9 protein-coding genes are annotated in these 25,390 nt (G+C 39.0%); 2 read left to right on the forward strand and 7 right to left on the reverse strand.

Annotated elements, in window-relative coordinates; all coding sequences use genetic code 11:
* Positions 1 to 8 precede the first annotated feature (8 nt).
* Complete coding sequence (locus JM84_RS01195; protein ID WP_144782359.1) at positions 9 to 968, forward strand: lysylphosphatidylglycerol synthase domain-containing protein; 960 nt, start codon at positions 9 to 11, stop codon at positions 966 to 968.
* 3 nt (positions 969 to 971) lie between these two features.
* The gene (locus JM84_RS01200) at positions 972 to 2,108 is read left to right on the forward strand and encodes a glycosyltransferase (RefSeq protein WP_144782361.1); all 1,137 of its coding nucleotides are present in this window, start codon (positions 972 to 974) and stop codon (positions 2,106 to 2,108) included.
* Between the two features lie 26 nt (positions 2,109 to 2,134).
* Here JM84_RS01200 and JM84_RS01205 read toward each other — a convergent pair whose 3' ends face one another.
* The 7 genes from JM84_RS01205 to JM84_RS01235 all read right to left on the reverse strand — a co-directional run bounded on the left by JM84_RS01205 (position 2,135) and on the right by JM84_RS01235 (position 25,354).
* Complete coding sequence (locus JM84_RS01205) at positions 2,135 to 2,596, reverse strand: hypothetical protein (RefSeq protein ID WP_186439089.1); 462 nt, start codon at positions 2,594 to 2,596, stop codon at positions 2,135 to 2,137.
* 84 nt (positions 2,597 to 2,680) lie between these two features.
* Positions 2,681 to 3,883, reverse strand: coding sequence for a tetratricopeptide repeat protein (locus JM84_RS01210; protein WP_144782365.1), 1,203 nt, complete (start codon positions 3,881 to 3,883; stop codon positions 2,681 to 2,683).
* Positions 3,884 to 3,886: 3 nt separating this feature from the next.
* A complete protein-coding gene (locus JM84_RS01215) occupies positions 3,887 to 5,482 on the reverse strand; it encodes a M56 family metallopeptidase (RefSeq protein WP_013750898.1) in 1,596 nt (531 codons plus the stop codon).
* Between the two features lie 2 nt (positions 5,483 to 5,484).
* Positions 5,485 to 5,844, reverse strand: a complete 360-nt coding sequence (locus JM84_RS01220) for a BlaI/MecI/CopY family transcriptional regulator (protein ID WP_013750897.1) — start codon at positions 5,842 to 5,844, stop codon at positions 5,485 to 5,487.
* Between the two features lie 443 nt (positions 5,845 to 6,287).
* Complete coding sequence (locus JM84_RS01225) at positions 6,288 to 8,240, reverse strand: OmpA family protein (RefSeq protein WP_013750896.1); 1,953 nt, start codon at positions 8,238 to 8,240, stop codon at positions 6,288 to 6,290.
* 35 nt (positions 8,241 to 8,275) lie between these two features.
* The gene (locus JM84_RS01230) at positions 8,276 to 9,223 is read right to left on the reverse strand and encodes a type IX secretion system membrane protein PorP/SprF (protein WP_013750895.1); all 948 of its coding nucleotides are present in this window, start codon (positions 9,221 to 9,223) and stop codon (positions 8,276 to 8,278) included.
* 54 nt (positions 9,224 to 9,277) lie between these two features.
* On the reverse strand, positions 9,278 to 25,354 hold the full coding sequence (locus JM84_RS01235) for a Calx-beta domain-containing protein (RefSeq protein ID WP_186439090.1): 16,077 nt from the start codon (positions 25,352 to 25,354) through the stop codon (positions 9,278 to 9,280).
* Positions 25,355 to 25,390: the final 36 nt, after the last annotated feature.

Here is a 25,390-nt window from a genome sequence, read left to right on the forward strand (position 1 = left end):
AGAAATGAATGCCTAGATTATCTCACAAAGCTACGCAATTACTCTGGGCGACTCTTAAGATTCTCATTGTAGTACTCGCTGGATATTTTATTTATAGCAAACTCAACCGAAGCGCACTAATTAATCTCCAGTTTCAGCTTTCTGAAATAAACACGTCATCGTTATATTTCTATATTATAATAATACTATTACTTACAGCTGGCAATTGGTTTTTTGAGTTTAAAAAATGGCAAGTTTTAGTAGGTTACTTTAGCCAGTTAAGCTTTCGCGAAAGCGTACAACAAACCCTTACTGCTCATCTTGCTGGTTTTGTAACTCCAGCAAAAGCGGGTGATTATGGAGCCAAAGCGCTGTATTACCCAAAAGAGCAACGCAAAAAAATCCTCTTCTTAAATTTTATAGGAAACATGTACCAGCTGCTGGCAACGCTTGTTGTAGGTTTTGTAGGCTTAGGTATACTAGCGTTATTTACAAGTGGCACTGCAATCTTTTTCTGGGGTCTAAGTATTTTTATGACACTGGTATTTTATCAAATATTACCAAAAGTTCTCAAGCGTTTTAATTGGTCATTAAAAGGAAATGCATGGTATAAAATCAAAAGCTTCTGGAAGGCTATACCTAAAGATATCAAACGCAAGACTCGCTTATATTCCTTTATACGTTATGCAATATTTGCACATCAATTTTATATTATTTTACTGATGTTGGGAGCAGATATCCCCTACGTATTTGCAATGTCGTGTATTACGGCAATGTATATTTTAAGTTCTGTAATACCCGTGATGCAACTACTTGATGTTGTGGTACGCGGCGGAGTTGCCGTACTTGTTTTTGGCTGGTATTTTGTACCGGAAGAAATTGTGTTAAGCACCGTGCTCATTATGTGGTTATGCAATGTCATGTTGCCACTCTTGCCAGGAACTATCTTCTTGTTCAAAAATAAAAAGCGCTCAAGCTCAGCCCTATAAAAGATGATCTGGATACTACTTTTTGTTTTTGTTTTTTACGGTATGATCATACTTGGCTTCGCCATTAAAATAAAGCATGCTGGTACTTTTGATAATCTTACTAGAGCGCATAAAAACAGATTTACAGTAATTGTACCATTTAGAAATGAATCTAAGAACCTGCCACGATTATTAGCCTCACTAGCCGCAATAGATTACCCATCTCATAATTGGGAACTTATTCTTGTAAATGATGCCTCTACAGACAACTCCCTTGAGGTGATTAATCAATACCTCAGGAGTTATCAGATTTCTAATGTGATTATTATTAATAATCTGCGTGCTACAGCATCCCCTAAAAAAGATGCGTTGCAAACTGCTATTAATAAGGCAACACATAACTGGATTGTCACCACAGATGCAGATTGCTACGTCCCTACACAATGGCTTGCCACACTAGATGCTGCGATACAACAAGAGCAACCACTTATGGTCATTATGCCGGTTGCTATCGCTACCACAGCGCGTCCTACCTTCTTAACTGCATATGAGCAATTGGACTTTTTAAGCCTAATGGGAGCAACCGCTGGAAGCTTTTATTTTGGCCTTCCCTTTTTATGCAACGGAGCAAATCTTGCGTATGATAAAGATGCCTTTATAAAGGTGCAAGGATTTGCTAATAATGATCATATAGCGAGTGGTGATGATCATTTTTTACTAGAGAAATTTCAAGAAAATTTTAAAAATAAGATAAGTTATCTACGCTCTCAAGATGCCATTGTAACCACACAGCCACAAGAGCAGTGGAGTACATTTATAGCACAGCGCACACGATGGGCAGCCAAGTCTAGCGCTTACACGTTTTGGTTCTCAAAACTCGTGGGTTTATTAGTTGTGAGCGTTAATCTTATGAGTGGCTTAGGTTTGATTTATCTCGCTTTCGCGAAAGCGGAAACTCAATCTCTAATCATCATCGCATTGCTATTGAAAATAATCGCTGATGGAATTCTTATCGCAACTGAGGCGCAGTTTTATAAGAAACTTCCCTACTTAAAATGGTATCCTACTGTGATGATTTGTTACCCATTTTTAAGCACTTACATAGCCATAAAATCGCTTACTAGCAGTTACCAATGGAAAGGTAGAGACTACATGAAATAATAGCCGATAACATTTTCTAAAGTTATTTACTCCACCTTGAGAACTACTGGTATTTTAAATTTTGTCTTTACTGGGACTCCTTGTTTTGTGGCTGCTTTAGCCTGAGGAAGTTGTTTGGCTGCTTCATGAATCCACTGCTCTAGTTTTGGAATTTCTGCGCGAATTTCTGGCGTAATAGCAAGGGTATCAATACAGTATTTACCCTTTTCATTGACCACAAAATTCACCACAATCGTATCGTTTAGTACTCTATTTACAACAATCGTGTGTTTACCAAAAGACTCATAAAACGTGCTCGTTACTGTCTCTTCAAAACATACTCTCAACGCCTCCCCTTCTGCTTGTGAGCTACATGTATCAAAGGTAGGATAGCCGTCCACTTTATGAAGATCTATGGCCTTCCAACTTTCTGAAAGATACTCAGAAGATGAGATCTTTTTTGTTTCTATACGGTCGCAAGAAGTCATTACAGCTATTGCTGTAATCATTACTAAACCACGATATAGTAAGCCTCTCATACGTACTTCGAAAGTACGATTTTTAAATCTCGTTTAAAAGTGCTGTAAATAGGGTTAGTCCTGCGCTTTTTTTGCTTCAAAAATTTCTCTTTTGAGGATTACAATTCTCTCCTTAGCTATTCTTATCAAATATGGCTTTGATTTTGATTTTTCAGATTGAGCCACAAACTTCTCATACAACTGGACAACCTCTTCCTTGTCTTCATAATAATTATCGGCTGCTACTGCGATGGCATATACGGCATCAAGGTTATCAGGATCTTCTTTAACTGCTAGTTGATAATGCTTCATTGCCTTAGTGAACTCTTTCTTAAACTCATAAGCCCTACCTAACGTAAAGTACACATCATCAAGCGGCAAATCTTTATACCTAAGCGCTTTAGTCGAATAATCAACGGCCTTATCGTATTCTCTGTTAAAGTTATATAACCTAGCAAGGGTAATAAGTGTTCCCCAGTCTTCATCATCATAAGCGAGTACTTCTTCATAAGCTTCTATAGCCTCTGGATACATTCTTTTCTCGTAGTAGGCACGCCCTAGTTTATTTCTCACAAACGCAGTATCCACTTCTAAATCTAGAAGATTATTAAACCACGCTATAGCCTCAACCCACCATCCTTTTATGTAATAGTTTTGAGCTAGAATATTAATTATTTTAATATTCTCGGGATAACTCTCAAGTGCTTTCTCAGAAATCTTTTCTACGATGTCGTATTCTTTTAATCCTAGATGATGCTTTGCAAGCTCATACATCGCATTTTGATGTGTAGAATCTAGCTGTACTGCCTTTGCAAAAGCTTTTTCTGAAGTGTCTATCTTTTCATTATCTACTTTTCTATTTAAAACTAAGGTATCCTTGACCGCAGTCTTTTTAAGCGCTCTCCCCCATTGATAGTAATACTCAGGATTGGTAGGGAATCTCTTTGCTAAATCAGAAAAAATTGAGTCTGCAAGATGATGCTTTGACTTTGACAGTAATAATCTACCGTACTCTGTTTGAGCTATGGGTTGCCTGTCATTAAGCTCTAACGACTTTTTATAATACAAAAGCGCGTCAGGTTTTACTCCTTTACCGTTATAGGCTCTTGCTATTTGCAAATATGTTCTAGCCGAAGGATCTTTTATAGATTCATACTGAGCAATTGCTTTTGTATAATCTCCCATAGCATATAAACTATCTGCAATAGCCAAAGCCGGAGCTTGTGCTCCGGCTTTAGCTATTGCTATGATACTTAAAAATATAATTAGTTTTCTCATAGGTTACTCTGCTATTTTAAACGTAATTGGTAAGCTATAAAGAACTCCAACTTCTTCTCCTGCCTGACTTCCGGGTTTCATTTGAGGTAGATTGTAAATAACTCTTCTAGCCTCTTCTGCTATATCTGGATGTGATGCGCGTGCCTCAACGTTATCTACCTGTCCCCTTTTATTAATTCTAAATGATACAAACACTCTGTTAACTCCTGTAAGACCTAGTGGTTTTGCAATACTTGTATTAAAATTAGCACTTACATATTTTGAGACTTTATCTGACATACAAGTTTTCTTATCTTCATTCCCTTCTAGTTCATTACAGCCAGGGTAGGTAGGGACATTATCTATAACTGCAAATGGTATTTCGAGTTCCTCTTGAGTTTCGACAACTTCTACTTCTTCAGAGGAATAAATTCCTGAAGCTGCAAAGCTAGGATCTCCATTTCTCATTTCCTTTAACTCCTCAAAAGTGTAGGCCTTTATATTAAACCTTTCTGCAAGTTTGGTTACTGATTCTTTTAAAGACATCATTAACAATATATTGAGACCAGTACCATCCTGTTCGTTGCCCCCTTTGTTTTTTACTTCTTTTACGATATCATTAATTTCTAGTGATTTATCATCTCGAAGTTCCTTAATAAATTTCATTTCATTAGATGAAAGCTTTGTAGAATCTTTAACCATAACACTATATAAGCCATTGCCGTTCTCAAATTTTGAAACAATTAATGTAAAATTTCTATTACTACTCTTTTGTTCAGAATTTTGTGCCCAAGAAACCTGCACAAGCATTGCCAGTATAAGGGGCACTATAACGACGTACTTGATGAGAGCACTCTTTTTTGATTTTGATTTTTGTAACATAATGATTCGATTTTTGATTAATGATTGATTGAAAAATGTATTTGTAAAAGAAAAGTTATTAGTGCCAAAGGCAGTATTTAATAACTCTTCGTAGTATGCTTTTTTTGATGAGGCTGCTGTTGCTTTTTGATCTGCTAGATATTCATGTACTGTGCTTATTAGTTTTTGATTGAAATATATTAGTGGGTTGAACCAGAAGATAATTTTCATAATTTCAAAAAAGATAAGGTCCCAAGTATGCCCCTGCTTTGCGTGTATCTGCTCGTGGGTAAGGATTTGCTTTCGCGAAAGCGTATCTATATCCTCTCCAATAAATATGTATTTAAAAAAGGTAAATGCTTCTGTACTGTTAGGGACATTAATGATGTGTTCCCCACGTCGTTTAAAAGATAGATAGCTAATAAAACTTTTAACCTTTATCACAAGAACTAATGCACTTACTGCAACACCTACGAAGTAAATACTCAACCACGGAATGACAAAGGAGCTTGTCTGTTCTGCTTGACTCGTAGTTGCTTCACCTATTACTACTTCTGGTAATATTACAGACATCGCCTCTATAGGAACTACGGTTTGTAATGTGGCAATTTTTATAAATGGTAATACTAGCGCTATTAGAGGTGTCAATAGAAGGTAAATTCTATTACATACAAAGAAGGTTTCCTTTCTTAATAGCAGGTAATACACCGCTAAGAATATTGCTTGAAAACAGATGGCTTGGACTACATATGCTATCATGACTAGTCGTTTTTATTAATTTCTTTGAGTATGGCTTCTAGGTCTTGTACACCTACATCATTCTTTTTTACAAAGAAGCTCACCATGCTTTTAAAACTTCCATTAAAATAGCTATCCATCATTTTGTGCATGGTGTCATTACTGTATACCTCTTTTGTAACTAGCGGAAAATAGAGATAACCTCTTCCTTCCTTCTCATGCCCTACAAAGCCTTTGTTTTCTAATATTCTTATGATTGTTGAGATGGTGTTGTATGCTGGCTTAGGCTCAGGCATTTTATCAATAAGAGTTGCGACATTTGCTTTTTTGGCTACCCATAATAGCTGCATCACCTCTTCTTCTGCCTTTGTAAGTTGTTTCATAGTCGAGCTTTGTATTCCTTTAGATCACAATAACTTATAATCCTTATTTCTATTAATTACTCAAATATAACTAAAACATTAGTTTAAACTAATGTTTTAGTTTAAAATTAAAGAATATTCTATTTGGCCCATTGACCGTAAATACGTTAAAACAACAAATTTTATGGTGTGTAATGCTCAAATCACTAGACCATGATTAAGTGGAGCGCTTCTTATGGTGTTAAGGCCTCCTTACATCAAAGGATGGGTAGATGTGTCAAAGCTTCTTTAAATGTTCTTAAAATCATTTTTAATGCAAGTTAATAGTTGGTAGATTCCCTTATATTAAAACAGCACCTAGACAGCACTTGGAGGGTTGGTGTAACGCTTTCGCGAAAGCGTGCGCATAAAAAAAACCTCCTCTTCAGAAGAAAAGGAGGTTCTGTATTAGAAAAAGAAACTCTTTAATTGTTACTTATTACGATGAACTCTGAACGTCTATTAAGTTGATGTTCTTCTTCGGAACAATTAACTCCGTTAGAACATGTATTTACTGGTTGCTTTTCTCCATATCCCTGTCCAGAGATTCTTGATGAGCTTATACCTTGATTTATGATATAGGCCACAGTAGCCTTTGCACGTTTATCTGAAAGACTAAGGTTATAAGAATCTTTACCTCTACTATCTGTATGAGATCTTGCGTCTAATACCAAATTAGGATACTCGCGCATTACTGCTATGACTTTTTCAAGCTCCAGAGCTGCATCTGGACGGATATTGAAACGATCAAAATCGAAATAGATAGGGTTAAGTTCTAACACCTTTGCTAGATCATCTCCTATATTAATTGGTTTCTGTAGTAGGCTTAACACTAAATCGTTTGCAAGAGTACCTGTTATGTCTGGAGTGGTAGTTATAGCCTCTGCAGTGGTATATTCTTCTTTTGAAGCTCGCACGACATATTGCGTTACACAAGTTGCCTCAAAGGCATAGGTTCCCATATTTGTTGCTTGTACTGCCTCGACTACAACACCCTCACTGTTAATAAGCTGCACTGTTGCTTCTGGAATAGGGTTACCACTATCTTTATCTGTAACCACACCCACCAGTTTGATATCGCATGGTATTTCTTCTTTTAAAAATTTATAAATATCATCACTTCCCATACCGCGTTTACGGTTTGAAGCAAAATAGCCTACTTGGGTATCCTCATTTAATATAAAAGTAAAATCATCAAAAGAACTATTTATAGGCTCTCCTATATTGCTGATGGTTACTTGCTCATTACTATCTGTTTTTGGAGTTGTTGCAAACACATCAAGTCCTCCTAATCCAGGATGACCATCAGATCCGAAATACAGTATACCTTTTGCACTCATAAACGGAAAAGTCTCTCTACCTTCTGTATTGATAGGTCGTCCTAAGTTTACTGGTGTTCCAACAGAATCTGTTGCATCAATTGTTGCAACCCATATATCTGATAATCCAACCGTTCCTGGCATATCTGAGGCAAAATATAATTTAGTCTCATCAGCATTAAGTGTAGGGTGTGCTGTAGAATACTCATCACTGTTAAAAGGCATTTCTACAGGTGTAGACCACTTACCATTTTCTTTTTTAGATTTATAAATTTTAAGCTTATTCGTTCCATTTTTAGACTTACGGTAGTTTCCTTTATTGAAATTATTTCTAGTAAAATATACCGTGTTACCGTCTTTTGTAAATGCTGTAGTACTCTCGTGAAATTTTGAATTCAGTTCTCTACTAAAGCTCTTTGGCATTGTATAAGAACCTGAAGTTGCTCCAACTTTAGATTCGTAAAGATCCAAGAAAGGTTCATTATTCCATTTGTGAATTTTCTTAGTTGCACCACCAGTATCTCTTGATGATGCAAATATTAACTTACCCTCATATTCTGTTGGGGCAAAATCTGAGTATCTAGAATTTATACTGCGTATATCTTCTATTATATACTTACTTTTCTTGTAATCAATATTACTAAGGTAGTTAGGCTCTTCAGTAAACAACTCTGCTCTTAAATCATCTCCATTTACATCATTGAACTTTGCCATCATCTCATCTGCACGGTCATAATTTTTGAGTGCACGTAGAGTTTGTGCAAAACGGAAATAATATTCTGGTTTAATTTCCTCCGCATAGTTGCTTACAAGCTTGTTGTACCACATCTCTGCTTCCCCATATTTTGCATTAAAATAATAGCTATCTGCAATCTTTTGAAAAAGATCTGCAGATTTATATCCTTTCTCTGCTACCTCTAGGTAGATTTTTCTAGCATCTACGAAAGCATATTGATCGAACTTTTTATCGGCTTTATCAATTTTTCCTTCTTGAGCATTTCCTGTAAAAACTCCTAAAAATAGGAGGCTAAGGCAAAAACATATTATATTTTTCATCATGTAATCAAATTAGATATACTGCTAGAGTATACATATTAAAAGAATCTAGGGGTAAGCATTCTGTCATACTCGTTAAAGAGTTCAAAACGAAGAAAGACTTCAAAACTTCCATCATTATATACCGTCTCTCCAAGATCTGTACTCTCACGATCATAAGCAAGACCTATGAGCATACTGTCTGACACTTGAAATCCTACTAAGCCACTTAAAGCTGCGCTCCATCTATAAGCTGCTCCTAAGTGTAACTTTTCCATTACTAGAAAATTTGCTGTAAGATCAACCTGCAATGGCGCACCTGCAACTAATTTTACGAGCGTACTAGGCTTAAATTTAAGCTGATCGTTTATATCAAAAGTATAGCCCATTATTCCATAATAGTTAATACGCTCTTCTGCTACAAAACTAGCAGAATTACTATTATTACTTTGATCAAAATGTTGTGTCTCTATTAGGTTAGGTACACTAAGTCCAGCATAAAATCGATCTGTGTGATAATATAATCCTGCTCCTATTATAGGTGATATTTTATTATCAATATTTTGAGAAAAACGTGGATCTGAGACATCAAACAATGTCAATTTAGAAAAGTCCACGTCTAAAACATGCCCTCCAGCCTTCAATCCGAAACTTAATTTCCCATCATTTGAAGTGTTTATAGTGTAGCTAAAATCTGCACCAATATACGTCTCTTGGGCTGGCCCTAATGCGTCGTTAACAATTGATAGACCTAAACCTACTTTACCCTCTCCTATAGGTGAGTGAATACTTAAACTTTGAGTTCTAGGCGCTCCTTCAAGACCAACCCACTGACTTCTGTGAAGTCCCACAATACTTGTTACACCTCTATTTCCTGCATAAGCTGGATTTATCGCAACTGTATTGTACATATACTGCGTATACTGCGGGTCTTGTTGTGCCGCTAGCGTAAAGGTACTTAGTACTAGTATTGCTAAAAAAGCAATTGTTAATATTAAATTTTTCATATATACATCTAATAAAATCGTTGAATGTTTAATACACCCAACGATTTAAAATTATTATCTAGTTAGGTACAGATATCCAGAATTATTAATAGTCTCTCCTACTGAATTAACGTACTCTAATATCCAATAATAAGTTCCAACTGGCAAGAATTTATCTTGAGTTATTGTAGTTCTACCCTCTGACAACCCTATAAAGGCTTTGCCATCAGACCCATATCCTTCAGCCTCATACACTTCTACACCCCATCTATTAAAGATTCTCAGTCTATTTTCTGGGAAGTTCTCAATTCCTTGTATTCTAAATGAATCGTTACGTCCATCTCCGTTCATTGAAATACCATTATTGAAGATAAGTCCTGAATTTTGACTTAATACTGTAACGGTGGGATCATCATCACTTGTGGTGTCTGTAACATCATCAGAGACATCTGAGATCTCTAGACCACTATCAGTTAATCCAATCGCTAATGCAGTATTTACAACTTCACCATTATCTACATCTTGTTGAGTTATAATGTACACAGCCGTAAATGTAACTGATTCTCCTGGAAGAAGACTTACCGGATCACCAATCACGTCTACCATCTCATCTGTTACTACAACATCATTTAAAATCACATTACCTGTATTAATAACATTAAAGGTATAAAGAATTTGATCACCTGCATTTGCAAAGCCATCTTGGTTGAAATCTTGATATACACCATTCTTAGTGATCATAATATCAGGAGATTGATCTAAGATAGTCACTGTAGGATCTTCAAAATCTCCATCCCCGTCTACATCAACGTTTGTTGTGTCAGTTGGATCATCAGATTGATCTGTAATTGTATTACCCGCTTGATCGGTTCCTTCTGCAATTGCAACGTTTACAATTCCTCCGGCTTCAATATCATTTTGAGTAATTATATATGTTCCAGTAAATGTGGCACTCTCACTTATTGCTAGTACCGCAACTGGACCTTCATTGATAATGATTAATGGATCTACAACGATAACATTAGTAAGTTCTTCGTTTCCATTATTTGTGATTGTTAAAGTGTAAGTTATAGTATCACCAGCATCAATTACATCATTGCCATTTAAGTCATTTACCACGCCCACTTTAACTAGATCTAGATTTGGATTTGTAACAGGAGCATCGTTGTCTGTAATTGTTACCGTTCCACTTGGATCTGTATTATCAGTGTTGCCACTTGTTACGGTTCCTTCTACTGTGAATGTCTCATCTTCCTCATCAAGCATATCATCCGTAATAGGAATCACAACTTCACCAGTAGTCTCTCCAGCAGGAATCGTTACCGTTACAATAGTCTCTATGTAATCATCTTCTCCAGCAGTACCAGTCGTAGTTACAATCTCGATCACTGTATCCTCATCACTTGGGTTACTCAACGTTACAGGAATAGTTACCGTTCCAGCTCCTTCATCCACAATCACATCTTCGATAGTCACCGTTGGCGCACCATCGTTATCCGTAATAGTTACCGTTCCACTTGGATCTGTATTATCAGTGTTACCACTTGTTACCGTACCATCTACTGTGAATGTCTCATCATCCTCATCAAGCATATCATCCGTAATAGTAATCACAACTTCACCAGTAGTCTCTCCAGCAGGAATCGTTACCGTTACAATAGTCTCAGTATAATCATCTTCTCCAGCAGTACCAGTCGTAGTTACAATCTCGATCACTGTATCCTCATCACTTGGGTTACTCAACGTTACAGGAATAGTTACCGTTCCAGCTCCTTCATCCACAATCACATCTTCGATAGTCACCGTTGGCGCACCATCGTTATCCGTAATAGTTACCGTTCCACTTGGATCTGTATTATCAGTGTTACCACTTGTTACCGTACCATCTACTGTGAATGTCTCATCATCCTCATCAAGCATATCATCCGTAATAGTAATCACAACTTCACCAGTAGTCTCTCCAGCAGGAATCGTTACCGTTACAATAGTCTCAGTATAATCATCTTCTCCAGCAGTACCAGTCGTAGTTACAATCTCGATAACAGTATCCTCATCACTTGGGTTACTCAACGTTACAGGAATAGTTACCGTTCCAGCTCCTTCATCCACAATCACATCTTCGATAGTCACCGTTGGCGCACCATCGTTATCCGTAATAGTTACCGTTCCACTTAGATCTGTATTATCAGTGTTGCCACTTGTTACTGTTCCATCTACTGTGAATGTCTCATCATCCTCATCAAGCATATCATCCGTAATAGGAATCACAACTTCACCAGTAGTCTCTCCAGCAGGAATCGTTACCGTTACAATAGTCTCAGTATAATCATCTTCTCCAGCAGTACCAGTCGTAGTTACAATCTCGATAACAGTATCCTCATCACTTGGGTTACTCAACGTTACAGGAATAGTTACCGTTCCGGCTCCTTCATCTACAATCACATCTTCGATAGTCACCGTTGGTGCACCATCGTTATCTGTAATGGTTACCGTTCCACTTGGATCTGTATTATCAGTGTTACCACTTGTTACGGTTCCATCTACTGTGAATGTCTCATCATCCTCATCAAGCATATCATCCGTAATAGGAATCACAACTTCACCAGTAGTCTCTCCAGCAGGAATCGTTACCGTTACAATAGTCTCAGTATAATCATCCTCGTTAGCAGTACCAGTCGTAGTTACAATCTCGATCACTGTATCCTCATCACTTGGGTTACTCAACGTTACAGGAATAGTTACCGTTCCAGCTCCTTCATCTACAATCACATCTTCGATAGTCACCGTTGGTGCACCATCGTTATCTGTAATGGTTACTGTTCCACTTGGATCTGTATTATCAGTGTTACCACTTGTTACCGTACCATCTACTGTGAATGTCTCATCATCCTCATCAAGCATATCATCCGTAATAGGAATCACAACTTCACCAGTAGTCTCTCCAGCAGGAATCGTTACCGTTACAATAGTCTCAGTATAATCATCTTCTCCAGCAGTACCAGTCGTAGTTACAATCTCGATAACAGTATCCTCATTACTTGGGTTACTCAACGTTACAGGAATAGTTACCGTTCCAGCTCCTTCATCCACAATCACATCTTCGATAGTCACCGTTGGTGCACCATCGTTATCTGTAATGGTTACTGTTCCACTTGGATCTGTATTATCAGTGTTACCACTTGTTACCGTACCATCTACTGTGAATGTCTCATCATCCTCATCAAGCATATCATCCGTAATAGGAATCACAACTTCACCAGTAGTCTCTCCAGCAGGAATCGTTACCGTTACAATAGTCTCAGTATAATCATCTTCTCCAGCAGTACCAGTCGTAGTTACAATCTCGATAACAGTATCCTCATCACTTGGGTTACTCAACGTTACAGGAATAGTTACCGTTCCAGCTCCTTCATCTACAATCACATCTTCGATAGTCACCGTTGGTGCACCATCATTATCTGTAATGGTTACCGTACCACTTGGATCTGTATTATCAGTGTTGCCACTTGTTACCGTACCATCTACTGTGAATGTCTCATCATCCTCATCAAGCATATCATCCGTAATAGGAATCACAACTTCACCAGTAGTCTCTCCAGCAGGAATCGTTACCGTTACAATAGTCTCTGTGTAATCATCTTCTCCAGCAGTACCAGTCGTAGTTACAATCTCGATAACAGTATCCTCATCACTTGGGTTACTCAACGTTACAGGAATAGTTACCGTTCCGGCTCCTTCATCTACAATCACATCTTCGATAGTCACCGTTGTAGCATCATCATTCGTTATTGTTCCTGTTGCTGTGGTTGCTAAAGGATCAATCGTTCCATTGGTAGTATTTGTGATTGTTACTTCAAAATCTTCATCTGATTCTACAACATCATCCCCATTTACTGTTACTGGGAATACCGCAGTAGTCTCACCAGCAGGAATTGTGACTGTTAGTACTGTTGGTGCTACATAATCTGCATCACCTATCGTTCCTGTTCCATCTGCAACGGTAAAGGTTACTACCGTATCAGTATCTGCTGCTGCACTTAAGGTTACAGGGAATTCAGCTACAACCGTAGTTCCGTCTGCTCCTTCTGTTACCGTTACATCGCCGATACTTACTACCGTAGCATCATCATTCGTTATTGTTCCTGTTGCTGTGGTTGCTAAAGGATCAATCGTTCCATTGGTAGTATTTGTGATTGTTACTTCAAAATCTTCATCTGATTCTACAACATCATCTCCATTTACTGTCACTGGGAATACCGCAGTAGTCTCACCAGCAGGAATTGTGACTGTTAGTACTGTTGGTGCTACATAATCTGCATCACCTATCGTTCCTGTTCCATCTGCAACGGTAAAGGTTACTACCGTATCTGTATCTGCTGCTGCACTTAAGGTTACAGGGAATTCTGCTACAACCGTAGTTCCATCTGCTCCTTCTGTTACTGTTACATCGCCGATACTTACTACCGTAGCATCATCATTCGTTATTGTTCCTGTTGCTGTGGTTGCTAAAGGATCAATCGTTCCATTGGTAGTATTTGTGATTGTTACTTCAAAATCTTCATCTGATTCTACAACATCATCTCCATTTACTGTTACCGGGAATACCGCAGTAGTCTCACCAGCAGGGATTGTGACTGTTAGTACTGTTGGTGCTACATAATCTGCATCACCTATCGTTCCTGTTCCATCTGCAACGGTAAAGGTTACTACCGTATCAGTATCTGCTGCTGCACTTAAGGTTACAGGGAATTCTGCTACAACCGTAGTTCCATCTGCTCCTTCTGTTACTGTTACATCACCAATACTTACTACCGTAGCATCATCATTCGTTATTGTTCCAGTTGCTGTGGTTGCTAAAGGATCAATCGTTCCATTGGTAGTATTTGTGATTGTTACTTCAAAATCTTCATCTGATTCTACAACATCATCCCCATTTACTGTTACTGGGAATACCGCAGTAGTCTCACCAGCAGGGATTGTGACTGTTAGTACTGTTGGTGCTACATAATCTGCATCACCTATCGTTCCTGTTCCATCTGCAACGGTAAAGGTTACTACCGTATCAGTATCTGCTGCTGCACTTAAGGTTACAGGGAATTCAGCTATAACCGTAGTTCCATCTGCTCCTTCTGTTACTGTTACATCGCCGATACTTACTACCGTAGCATCATCATTCGTTATTGTTCCTGTTGCTGTGGTTGCTAAAGGATCAATCGTTCCATTGGTAGTATTTGTGATTGTTACTTCAAAATCTTCATCTGATTCTACAACATCATCTCCATTTACTGTCACTGGGAATACCGCAGTAGTCTCACCAGCAGGAATTGTGACTGTTAGTACTGTTGGTGCTACATAATCTGCATCACCTATCGTTCCTGTTCCATCTGCAACGGTAAAGGTTACTACCGTATCAGTATCTGCTGCTGCACTTAAGGTTACAGGGAATTCAGCTACAACCGTAGTGCCATCTGCTCCTTCTGTTACTGTTACATCGCCGATACTTACTACCGTAGCATCATCATTCGTTATTGTTCCTGTTGCTGTGGTTGCTAAAGGATCAATCGTTCCATTGGTAGTATTTGTGATTGTTACTTCAAAATCTTCATCTGATTCTACAACATCATCACCATTTACTGTTACCGGGAATACCGCAGTAGTCTCACCAGCAGGAATTGTGACTGTTAGTACTGTTGGTGCTACATAATCTGCATCACCTATCGTTCCTGTTCCATCTGCAACGGTAAAGGTTACTACCGTATCAGTATCTGCTGCTGCACTTAAGGTTACAGGGAATTCAGCTACAACCGTAGTTCCATCTGCTCCTTCTGTTACTGTTACATCGCCGATACTTACTACCGTAGCATCATCATTCGTTATTGTTCCTGTTGCTGTGGTTGCTAAAGGATCAATCGTTCCATTGGTAGTATTTGTGATTGTTACTTCAAAATCTTCATCTGATTCTACAACATCATCTCCATTTACTGTTACCGGGAATACCGCAGTAGTCTCACCAGCAGGAATTGTGACTGTTAGTACTGTTGGTGCTACATAATCTGCATCACCTATCGTTCCTGTTCCATCTGCAACGGTAAAGGTTACTACCGTATCAGTATCTGCTGCTGCACTTAAGGTTACAGGGAATTCAGCTACAACCGTAGTTCCGTCTGCTCCTTCTGTTACCGTTACATCGCCGATACTTACTACCGTAGCATCATCATTCGTTATTGTTCCTGTTGCTGTGGTTGCTAAAGGATCAATCGTTCCATTGGTAGTATTTGTGATTGTTACTTCAAAATCTTCATCTGATTCTACAACATCATCTCCATTTACTGTTACCGGGAATACCGCAGTAGTCTCACCAGCAGGGATTGTGACTGTTAGTACTGTTGGTGCTACATAATCTGCATCACCTATCGTTCCTGTTCCATCTGCAACGGTAAAGGTTACTACCGTATCTGTATCTGCTGCTGCACTTAAGGTTACAGGGAATTCAGCTACAACCGTAGTTCCATCTGCTCCTTCTGTTACTGTTACATCACCAATACTTACTACCGTAGCATCATCATTCGTTATTGTTCCTGTTGCTGTGGTTGCTAAAGGATCAATCGTTCCATTGGTAGTATTTGTGATTGTTACTTCAAAATCTTCATCTGATTCTACAACATCATCTCCATTTACTGTTACCGGGAATACCGCAGTAGTCTCACCAGCAGGGATTGTGACTGTTAGTACTGTTGGTGCTACATAATCTGCATCACCTATCGTTCCTGTTCCATCTGCAACGGTAAAGGTTACTACCGTATCAGTATCTGCTGCTGCACTTAAGGTTACAGGGAATTCTGCTACAACCGTAGTTCCGTCTGCTCCTTCTGTTACCGTTACATCGCCGATACTTACTACCGTAGCATCATCATTCGTTATTGTTCCTGTTGCTGTGGTTGCTAAAGGATCAATCGTTCCATTGGTAGTATTTGTGATTGTTACTTCAAAATCTTCATCTGATTCTACAACATCATCTCCATTTACTGTCACTGGGAATACCGCAGTAGTCTCACCAGCAGGAATTGTGACTGTTAGTACTGTTGGTGCTACATAATCTGCATCACCTATCGTTCCTGTTCCATCTGCAACGGTAAAGGTTACTACCGTATCTGTATCTGCTGCTGCACTTAAGGTTACAGGGAATTCTGCTACAACCGTAGTGCCATCTGCTCCTTCTGTTACTGTTACATCGCCGATACTTACTACCGTAGCATCATCATTCGTTATTGTTCCTGTTGCTGTGGTTGCTAAAGGATCAATCGTTCCATTGGTAGTATTTGTGATTGTTACTTCAAAATCTTCATCTGATTCTACAACATCATCACCATTTACTGTTACCGGGAATACCGCAGTAGTCTCACCAGCAGGGATTGTGACTGTTAGTACTGTTGGTGCTACATAATCTGCATCACCTATCGTTCCTGTTCCATCTGCAACGGTAAAGGTTACTACCGTATCTGTATCTGCTGCTGCACTTAAGGTTACAGGGAATTCTGCTACAACCGTAGTTCCATCTGCTCCTTCTGTTACTGTTACATCACCAATACTTACTACCGTAGCATCATCATTCGTTATTGTTCCAGTTGCTGTGGTTGCTAAAGGATCAATCGTTCCATTGGTAGTATTTGTGATTGTTACTTCAAAATCTTCATCTGATTCTACAACATCATCACCATTTACTGTTACCGGGAATACCGCAGTAGTCTCACCAGCAGGAATTGTGACTGTTAGTACTGTTGGTGCTACATAATCTGCATCACCTATCGTTCCTGTTCCATCTGCAACGGTAAAGGTTACTACCGTATCAGTATCTGCTGCTGCACTTAAGGTTACAGGGAATTCTGCTACAACCGTAGTTCCGTCTGCTCCTTCTGTTACCGTTACATCGCCGATACTTACTACCGTAGCATCATCATTCGTTATTGTTCCTGTTGCTGTGGTTGCTAAAGGATCAATCGTTCCATTGGTAGTATTTGTGATTGTTACTTCAAAATCTTCATCTGATTCTACAACATCATCTCCATTTACTGTCACTGGGAATACCGCAGTAGTCTCACCAGCAGGAATTGTGACTGTTAGTACTGTTGGTGCTACATAATCTGCATCACCTATCGTTCCTGTTCCATCTGCAACGGTAAAGGTTACTACCGTATCAGTATCTGCTGCTGCACTTAAGGTTACAGGGAATTCTGCTACAACCGTAGTTCCATCTGCTCCTTCTGTTACTGTTACATCGCCGATACTTACTACCGTAGCATCATCATTCGTTATTGTTCCTGTTGCTGTGGTTGCTAAAGGATCAATCGTTCCATTGGTAGTATTTGTGATTGTTACTTCAAAATCTTCATCTGATTCTACAACATCATCTCCATTTACTGTTACCGGGAATACCGCAGTAGTCTCACCAGCAGGGATTGTGACTGTTAGTACTGTTGGTGCTACATAATCTGCATCACCTATCGTTCCTGTTCCATCTGCAACGGTAAAGGTTACTACCGTATCTGTATCTGCTGCTGCACTTAAGGTTACAGGGAATTCTGCTACAACCGTAGTTCCATCTGCTCCTTCTGTTACTGTTACATCACCAATACTTACTACCGTAGCATCATCATTCGTTATTGTTCCAGTTGCTGTGGTTGCTAAAGGATCAATCGTTCCATTGGTAGTATTTGTGATTGTTACTTCAAAATCTTCATCTGATTCTACAACATCATCACCATTTACTGTTACCGGGAATACCGCAGTAGTCTCACCAGCAGGAATTGTGACTGTTAGTACTGTTGGTGCTACATAATCTGCATCACCTATCGTTCCTGTTCCATCTGCAACGGTAAAGGTTACTACCGTATCAGTATCTGCTGCTGCACTTAAGGTTACAGGGAATTCTGCTACAACCGTAGTTCCGTCTGCTCCTTCTGTTACCGTTACATCGCCGATACTTACTACCGTAGCATCATCATTCGTTATTGTTCCTGTTGCTGTGGTTGCTAAAGGATCAATCGTTCCATTGGTAGTATTTGTGATTGTTACTTCAAAATCTTCATCTGATTCTACAACATCATCTCCATTTACTGTTACCGGGAATACCGCAGTAGTCTCACCAGCAGGGATTGTGACTGTTAGTACTGTTGGTGCTACATAATCTGCATCACCTATCGTTCCTGTTCCATCTGCAACGGTAAAGGTTACTACCGTATCTGTATCTGCTGCTGCACTTAAGGTTACAGGGAATTCAGCTACAACCGTAGTTCCATCTGCTCCTTCTGTTACTGTTACATCACCAATACTTACTACCGTAGCATCATCATTCGTTATTGTTCCAGTTGCTGTGGTTGCTAAAGGATCAATCGTTCCATTGGTAGTATTTGTGATTGTTACTTCAAAATCTTCATCTGATTCTACAACATCATCACCATTTACTGTTACCGGGAATACCGCAGTAGTCTCACCAGCAGGAATTGTGACTGTTAGTACTGTTGGTGCTACATAATCTGCATCACCTATCGTTCCTGTTCCATCTGCAACGGTAAAGGTTACTACCGTATCTGTATCTGCTGCTGCACTTAAGGTTACAGGGAATTCTGCTACAACCGTAGTTCCGTCTGCTCCTTCTGTTACCGTTACATCGCCGATACTTACTACCGTAGCATCATCATTCGTTATTGTTCCTGTTGCTGTGGTTGCTAAAGGATCAATCGTTCCATTGGTAGTATTTGTGATTGTTACTTCAAAATCTTCATCTGATTCTACAACATCATCTCCATTTACTGTCACTGGGAATACCGCAGTAGTCTCACCAGCAGGAATTGTGACTGTTAGTACTGTTGGTGCTACATAATCTGCATCACCTATCGTTCCTGTTCCATCTGCAACGGTAAAGGTTACTACCGTATCTGTATCTGCTGCTGCACTTAAGGTTACAGGGAATTCTGCTACAACCGTAGTTCCGTCTGCTCCTTCTGTTACCGTTACATCGCCGATACTTACTACCGTAGCATCATCATTCGTTATTGTTCCTGTTGCTGTGGTTGCTAAAGGATCAATCGTTCCATTGGTAGTATTTGTGATTGTTACTTCAAAATCTTCATCTGATTCTACAACATCATCTCCATTTACTGTCACTGGGAATACCGCAGTAGTCTCACCAGCAGGAATTGTGACTGTTAGTACTGTTGGTGCTACATAATCTGCATCACCTATCGTTCCTGTTCCATCTGCAACGGTAAAGGTTACTACCGTATCTGTATCTGCTGCTGCACTTAAGGTTACAGGGAATTCTGCTACAACCGTAGTTCCATCTGCTCCTTCTGTTACTGTTACATCGCCGATACTTACTACCGTAGCATCATCATTCGTTATTGTTCCTGTTGCTGTGGTTGCTAAAGGATCAATCGTTCCATTGGTAGTATTTGTGATTGTTACTTCAAAATCTTCATCTGATTCTACAACATCATCTCCATTTACTGTTACCGGGAATACCGCAGTAGTCTCACCAGCAGGGATTGTGACTGTTAGTACTGTTGGTGCTACATAATCTGCATCACCTATCGTTCCTGTTCCATCTGCAACGGTAAAGGTTACTACCGTATCTGTATCTGCTGCTGCACTTAAGGTTACAGGGAATTCTGCTACAACCGTAGTTCCATCTGCTCCTTCTGTTACTGTTACATCACCAATACTTACTACCGTAGCATCATCATTCGTTATTGTTCCAGTTGCTGTGGTTGCTAAAGGATCAATCGTTCCATTGGTAGTATTTGTGATTGTTACTTCAAAATCTTCATCTGATTCTACAACATCATCACCATTTACTGTTACCGGGAATACCGCAGTAGTCTCACCAGCAGGAATTGTGACTGTTAGTACTGTTGGTGCTACATAATCTGCATCACCTATCGTTCCTGTTCCATCTGCAACGGTAAAGGTTACTACCGTATCTGTATCTGCTGCTGCACTTAAGGTTACAGGGAATTCTGCTACAACCGTAGTTCCATCTGCTCCTTCTGTTACTGTTACATCACCAATACTTACTACCGTAGCATCATCATTCGTTATTGTTCCAGTTGCTGTGGTTGCTAAAGGATCAATCGTTCCATTGGTAGTATTTGTGATTGTTACTTCAAAATCTTCATCTGATTCTACAACATCATCTCCATTTACTGTTACCGGGAATACCGCAGTAGTCTCACCAGCAGGAATTGTGACTGTTAGTACTGTTGGTGCTACATAATCTGCATCACCTATCGTTCCTGTTCCATCTGCAACGGTAAAGGTTACTACCGTATCAGTATCTGCTGCTGCACTTAAGGTTACAGGGAATTCTGCTACAACCGTAGTTCCATCTGCTCCTTCTGTTACTGTTACATCACCAATACTTACTACCGTAGCATCATCATTCGTTATTGTTCCAGTTCCTATATTTTCACCAACTGTAGTGGTGATTGTTCCATTGTCTGTAGCCGTTAAGGTTACTAAGAAATCTTCATCTGCCTCAACAGTCTCATCTCCATTTACAATGATCGTTACCGTTCCTTCTGTTTCTCCAGCAGGTATAGTTACTGTTAATGTAGTAGGCACTTCATAATCATTACCTCCTTCAAGACTGTTACCAACATTCTCAGCACTATCATCCGTTACCGTGAAAGTTACGGTAGTTACTGTATCTACAGGGTTTGTTAAGGACACTGTAAACTCTGCGTTCACAGTTCCAGCATCACCTTCAATTACTGTTACATTATTAATACTTACAACTGTATCATCATCGTTAGTAATCGTTGCTGTACCTACATTATCTATACCATCCGTATCGTCAGTATCTAACATTCCATTTGAAGTGCTTTCAAGAGTCACTGTAAATGTCTCATCACCCTCTACAGTTGTATCTCCCACGATAGGAATGCTAATAGTTCCTGTAAGAGTGTTTGCAGGTATTGTAATAGATAATGTAGCCGGTGCTGTATAGTCGTTATCGGCAGTAGTTGCCGTATCATCCTGAATAGAATAAGTAATTACCGTTGGTGTAGATGAAGGCTCTGTGAGTGTCACTTGGAAATCTGCAGTTATTGTTCCAGTATTTCCTTCCGTAATAATCACATCTCCTATACTTACTAATGAACAAGCACTACTTTCATTTGCATCTTGGAAGTCAAAAATTCCATCGCCATTAGTGTCTTTTGGCATTGTATAACCTGCCCCTCCGTTTGACGCATCTGAAATTACTCGACCATTAGTAGGATCTACAGTTACTGGTGATGAGTTTCCTAGTTGTCCATCTTCGTCTGCTTTCGCGAAAGCGTCAACAAAACCAGCTTCTATAGTATCACTACAACCGTCATCATCTGCATCTGTATCTTGATAGTCAGGACCATCTGTTCCATCTGTATTAGGAGCATCAATAAAAACAATAACTGGATTTGCAAAATCTGCAAATTCACACTCATCCATTCTCAAACTGTAGAAACGATCTACTTGAGCATTTGTATTTTTTATAGCACCAATAGTAAATGTGAATTGATCCGTTTCTTGTTTTTGGAAAAACACACGGTATTCTGGATTAACATCTACTGGCTCAATAGGCGCGCTTCTACTTCCATCAGATGTAAACTGAACAACTCCATTATCAAATTGTTGAGCCAATACTCTCGAAGGGTTTTCTAGCGCATATCCTATAATATTATTAACACGATAAAATTCTCTTACCGTTGAAGGGGTATTAGTAGCAACGTTTCCGTTACTGTCGATATCTTGAATAAAACCACCTATTCTATCTACACTAAATGGAATCAAAGTTCCGCTTTCGACAAAACGTATCGTCAATGTTACGGCAAGATTACCTCTTACATTAGAAGCATATTGAAATACTGGCTGAAGCGCAGCTCCATCTACGCCATTTGGATCATCTATTCTTAATACTGTAACTCCAGCAGGCTTGTTAGTTATAGTTACAATTCCATCTAAAGTTTGAGCTCCTAAAGTAATAACATTAGAAAATCTATATTGCGCTCCCTGAGTACCTATAGGTGTTGCAGGATTATTTATGTAAGTTGATGCATTTGTCCCAACAAAATTGAATGAATTACCAGTACATGTTCCAACACCAGGCTCTTCATTAAATTTAAAACCTTCGACAACATCTAAAATCCCGTCATTATCATCATCTTCATCAAGATTGTCGTCTACTCCATCATTATCGAAATCAATGTCATTAACCCTATCTCTAAAGTCAACATTTCCTCCATTATTCAAGTCACTGTCATTATCGTTAAGATTTGCAGTATTATTTATAATTCCATTAGCATCTGCATAATTAGGCTCACCGCCAACTGTTGCATTTGTAGTATCTACTGCATCGTCTAGACCGTCTCCGTCAGAATCATTTCCAGAAAGTGTAAAATCTTCTACGTGTTCTGCAGAATCAAGAATACCATCATTATCTGAATCTGTATCTAAATAATCAGGTAATCCAGGATTTGCTGAGGCTGCATCTGTATTTACAGGGATAAGTCCTAGTTCATCTCCAGTAGGATTGTATGCAACTGGAAGACCATTGGTCGTGACATTGGGAATGCCATTGGCATTTGTTGTAGGAGGCACATACCCCAATGTTGATTGTGCTTCATTGTTATCCGGAATACCATCACCATCTGCATCAAGGTCTAAATGGTTAGGAACACTATCGCCATCTGGATCAAGATTTGCACAAACACCATTTGCAAGTGTACAAAAATCTGCGTCTTGGTAATTTGGAATACCATCGCCGTCTGCATCTGCAGAAGGGTCGATACCACCAGACTCTACAGTATCAAGAATACCGTCATTGTCATCATCTATATCTAATGTATTTATTACTCCATCACCATCTGTATCTGCTCCATCAAAAAAATCGTTTTCTTGTGATGATTCAAACCTAGTAATCACGACAGTTATTATATTGTCGTTAGCACCATCAGCATCACTTAATGAAACAGTACTTGGAGGATCACTTTCCGTAATAGTGTAACTCCCATTGCCAGGCACTGTAAAACTATATTGTCCATTTGCATCTGTAGTCACAGTTTGTGTCGAATCTCCCGAAACATTTACAGTGACCCCTTCTGCTGGAGCACCATCTACAAATACCTGTCCACAAATTATAGGGTTTGTAATAACATTTACTTCTTCAGTAGGGTACGCAATATCTTCAAACAATAAAGAGAACTGTCTATCTTCAAATCCTGGTGTTGCATTATAACCATCCTTACTAATGGTATATTGTATAGAGGTAAATGAGTTATAATAAGCCGTAAATGCATAATTAGGATCTGTATTAATCCCACCTACAATCCCAGCATCTGTAGACATTCCAATTAATTGAGAAGGGCTTGAATCGACTATAAGTGTTGAATTTGCTCCATTTGTATAATAAACATCTGGCGTCTCAAATTTTACACGCTCAACATCAGTAAGTGTATTACTATCAAGGTCTAATGCTGTAAAATATACCGATACTGCTTGAGGAATTGTCGTATCTGCTTGTACATAAGATATTGTAAAGACAACCTCCTGTCCATTTACTCCTGGCGTACCATCCATTTGGGGCTGGAAAGCTCTTGAAAAACCACCGAAACCAGGAATATTCTCCTCTTCACCATCAAGCACTAAAATTCCGGCTCCATTAACAAAGGCATCAATCGAAACTAAACAATCAAGGCCCGCCGTTACATCTGAAAATCTAAACACATCTCCGACATCAAAAACACCCGGAGTGCCTCCTTCTGTCTCTACAACTACCGTATTTGCATCAAAGTTTGCTGAAGTAATAAATACTGGATCATCATCACAAGACCTTGAGGATGGCGGACCTGGATCAGGACCAAAACCAAAATTACTAGTAAACGTATTTTGACCCGGAACTGTATTATAAGTCCTGCCGTCATTACCAAAACCTTCTATTAAGACAGATCCACTTGGAATATCGGTATCGTTTTCATCAACGTTTATTGTTGTATCGCCACCAGCTACAAAAGCAGAAAAATCGCCGTTAGCGTCGGTTGTTATAACTTGAACTATATTTGCCGAATCAGTTACTGTAATTGTTACATTAGGAAGATTTGGTTCACTAACATCTTGAAATCCATTTACATTTAAGTCATTATATACGTGACCATTTACAATAGCCTGTGATGTAACTATTGCTCCTAAGCCCCCATGTATATCAGCACCACCACCATCTGTATTTGGAAAATCATTAGGATCCGACACATCTAACAAGTCTGCATTAAACGGCACATTATTATCAAAAAAAGAAATACCATACACTGTATCTCCTACATTGTAACCTAAATCTGCTAACGTTATTAAAGAAATAGCTACTGATTCTGTATTACCACCAACTCTATATGGGTTACCAGTACCTGTTGGACTGTTTACAAGAAATGACCAGTTTAATGGACCTAAAACCGCACCAAAATCATTAGTACCATCTATAGCATCTGCTCCTCCTATTTCAATAACAGCACCGAATGATGTAGGCTCCCCAGTTACAGCATCCACCGAAAGGACAGGTGCCGCCCTATAACTACTATTACCGTTTTTTTCAGGCGCTAGGAATCCAACTCTCTGAAGACTTGCAGCCTGTGAAATTACAAATGGTTCATACAGAGCGTCGATTCGTTCTATATTTTGAGAGGTTGCTGTACCATTTTTAAAAACATCGTTTGCCCCTCTAGTTACAATAGGGTCTCGTAGCACTTCTTCCATTGAGCAATCACCCAAGTTTCCAGGGAAACTTGACTGGTAATTAAAATCATCATTCCCAATTTCAAGTACGAAAAATCCACAACGGTCTCCTGTTACCCCTCCGTTACCATCTACACGAACAATATTATAACTGATTTGAGTAAAATCATTGTTTAAAAAATAATTATCACCTCCCAAAGCAACAGAAGTGACTCTAAAATCTCCATTTTGACCCCATGAGTAAGTGTTAGTCACACCTGCAGGATTTGCTTGGTTATATTGTAGCCCTTGTGCCAAAGTCCCAACAATATTGGCTCCGGTTACAGGATTTTGAGATAATAATGTAGTACAAAAAGAAAAAAAGACAAGCGTGTATAATAGCGTTCTTTTCAAAGAAGTAATTTTTATCATATACTAGGGGTAGTTGAA

Source organism: Dokdonia sp. Hel_I_63 (assembly GCF_007827285.1).
Lineage (GTDB): Bacteria > Bacteroidota > Bacteroidia > Flavobacteriales > Flavobacteriaceae > Dokdonia.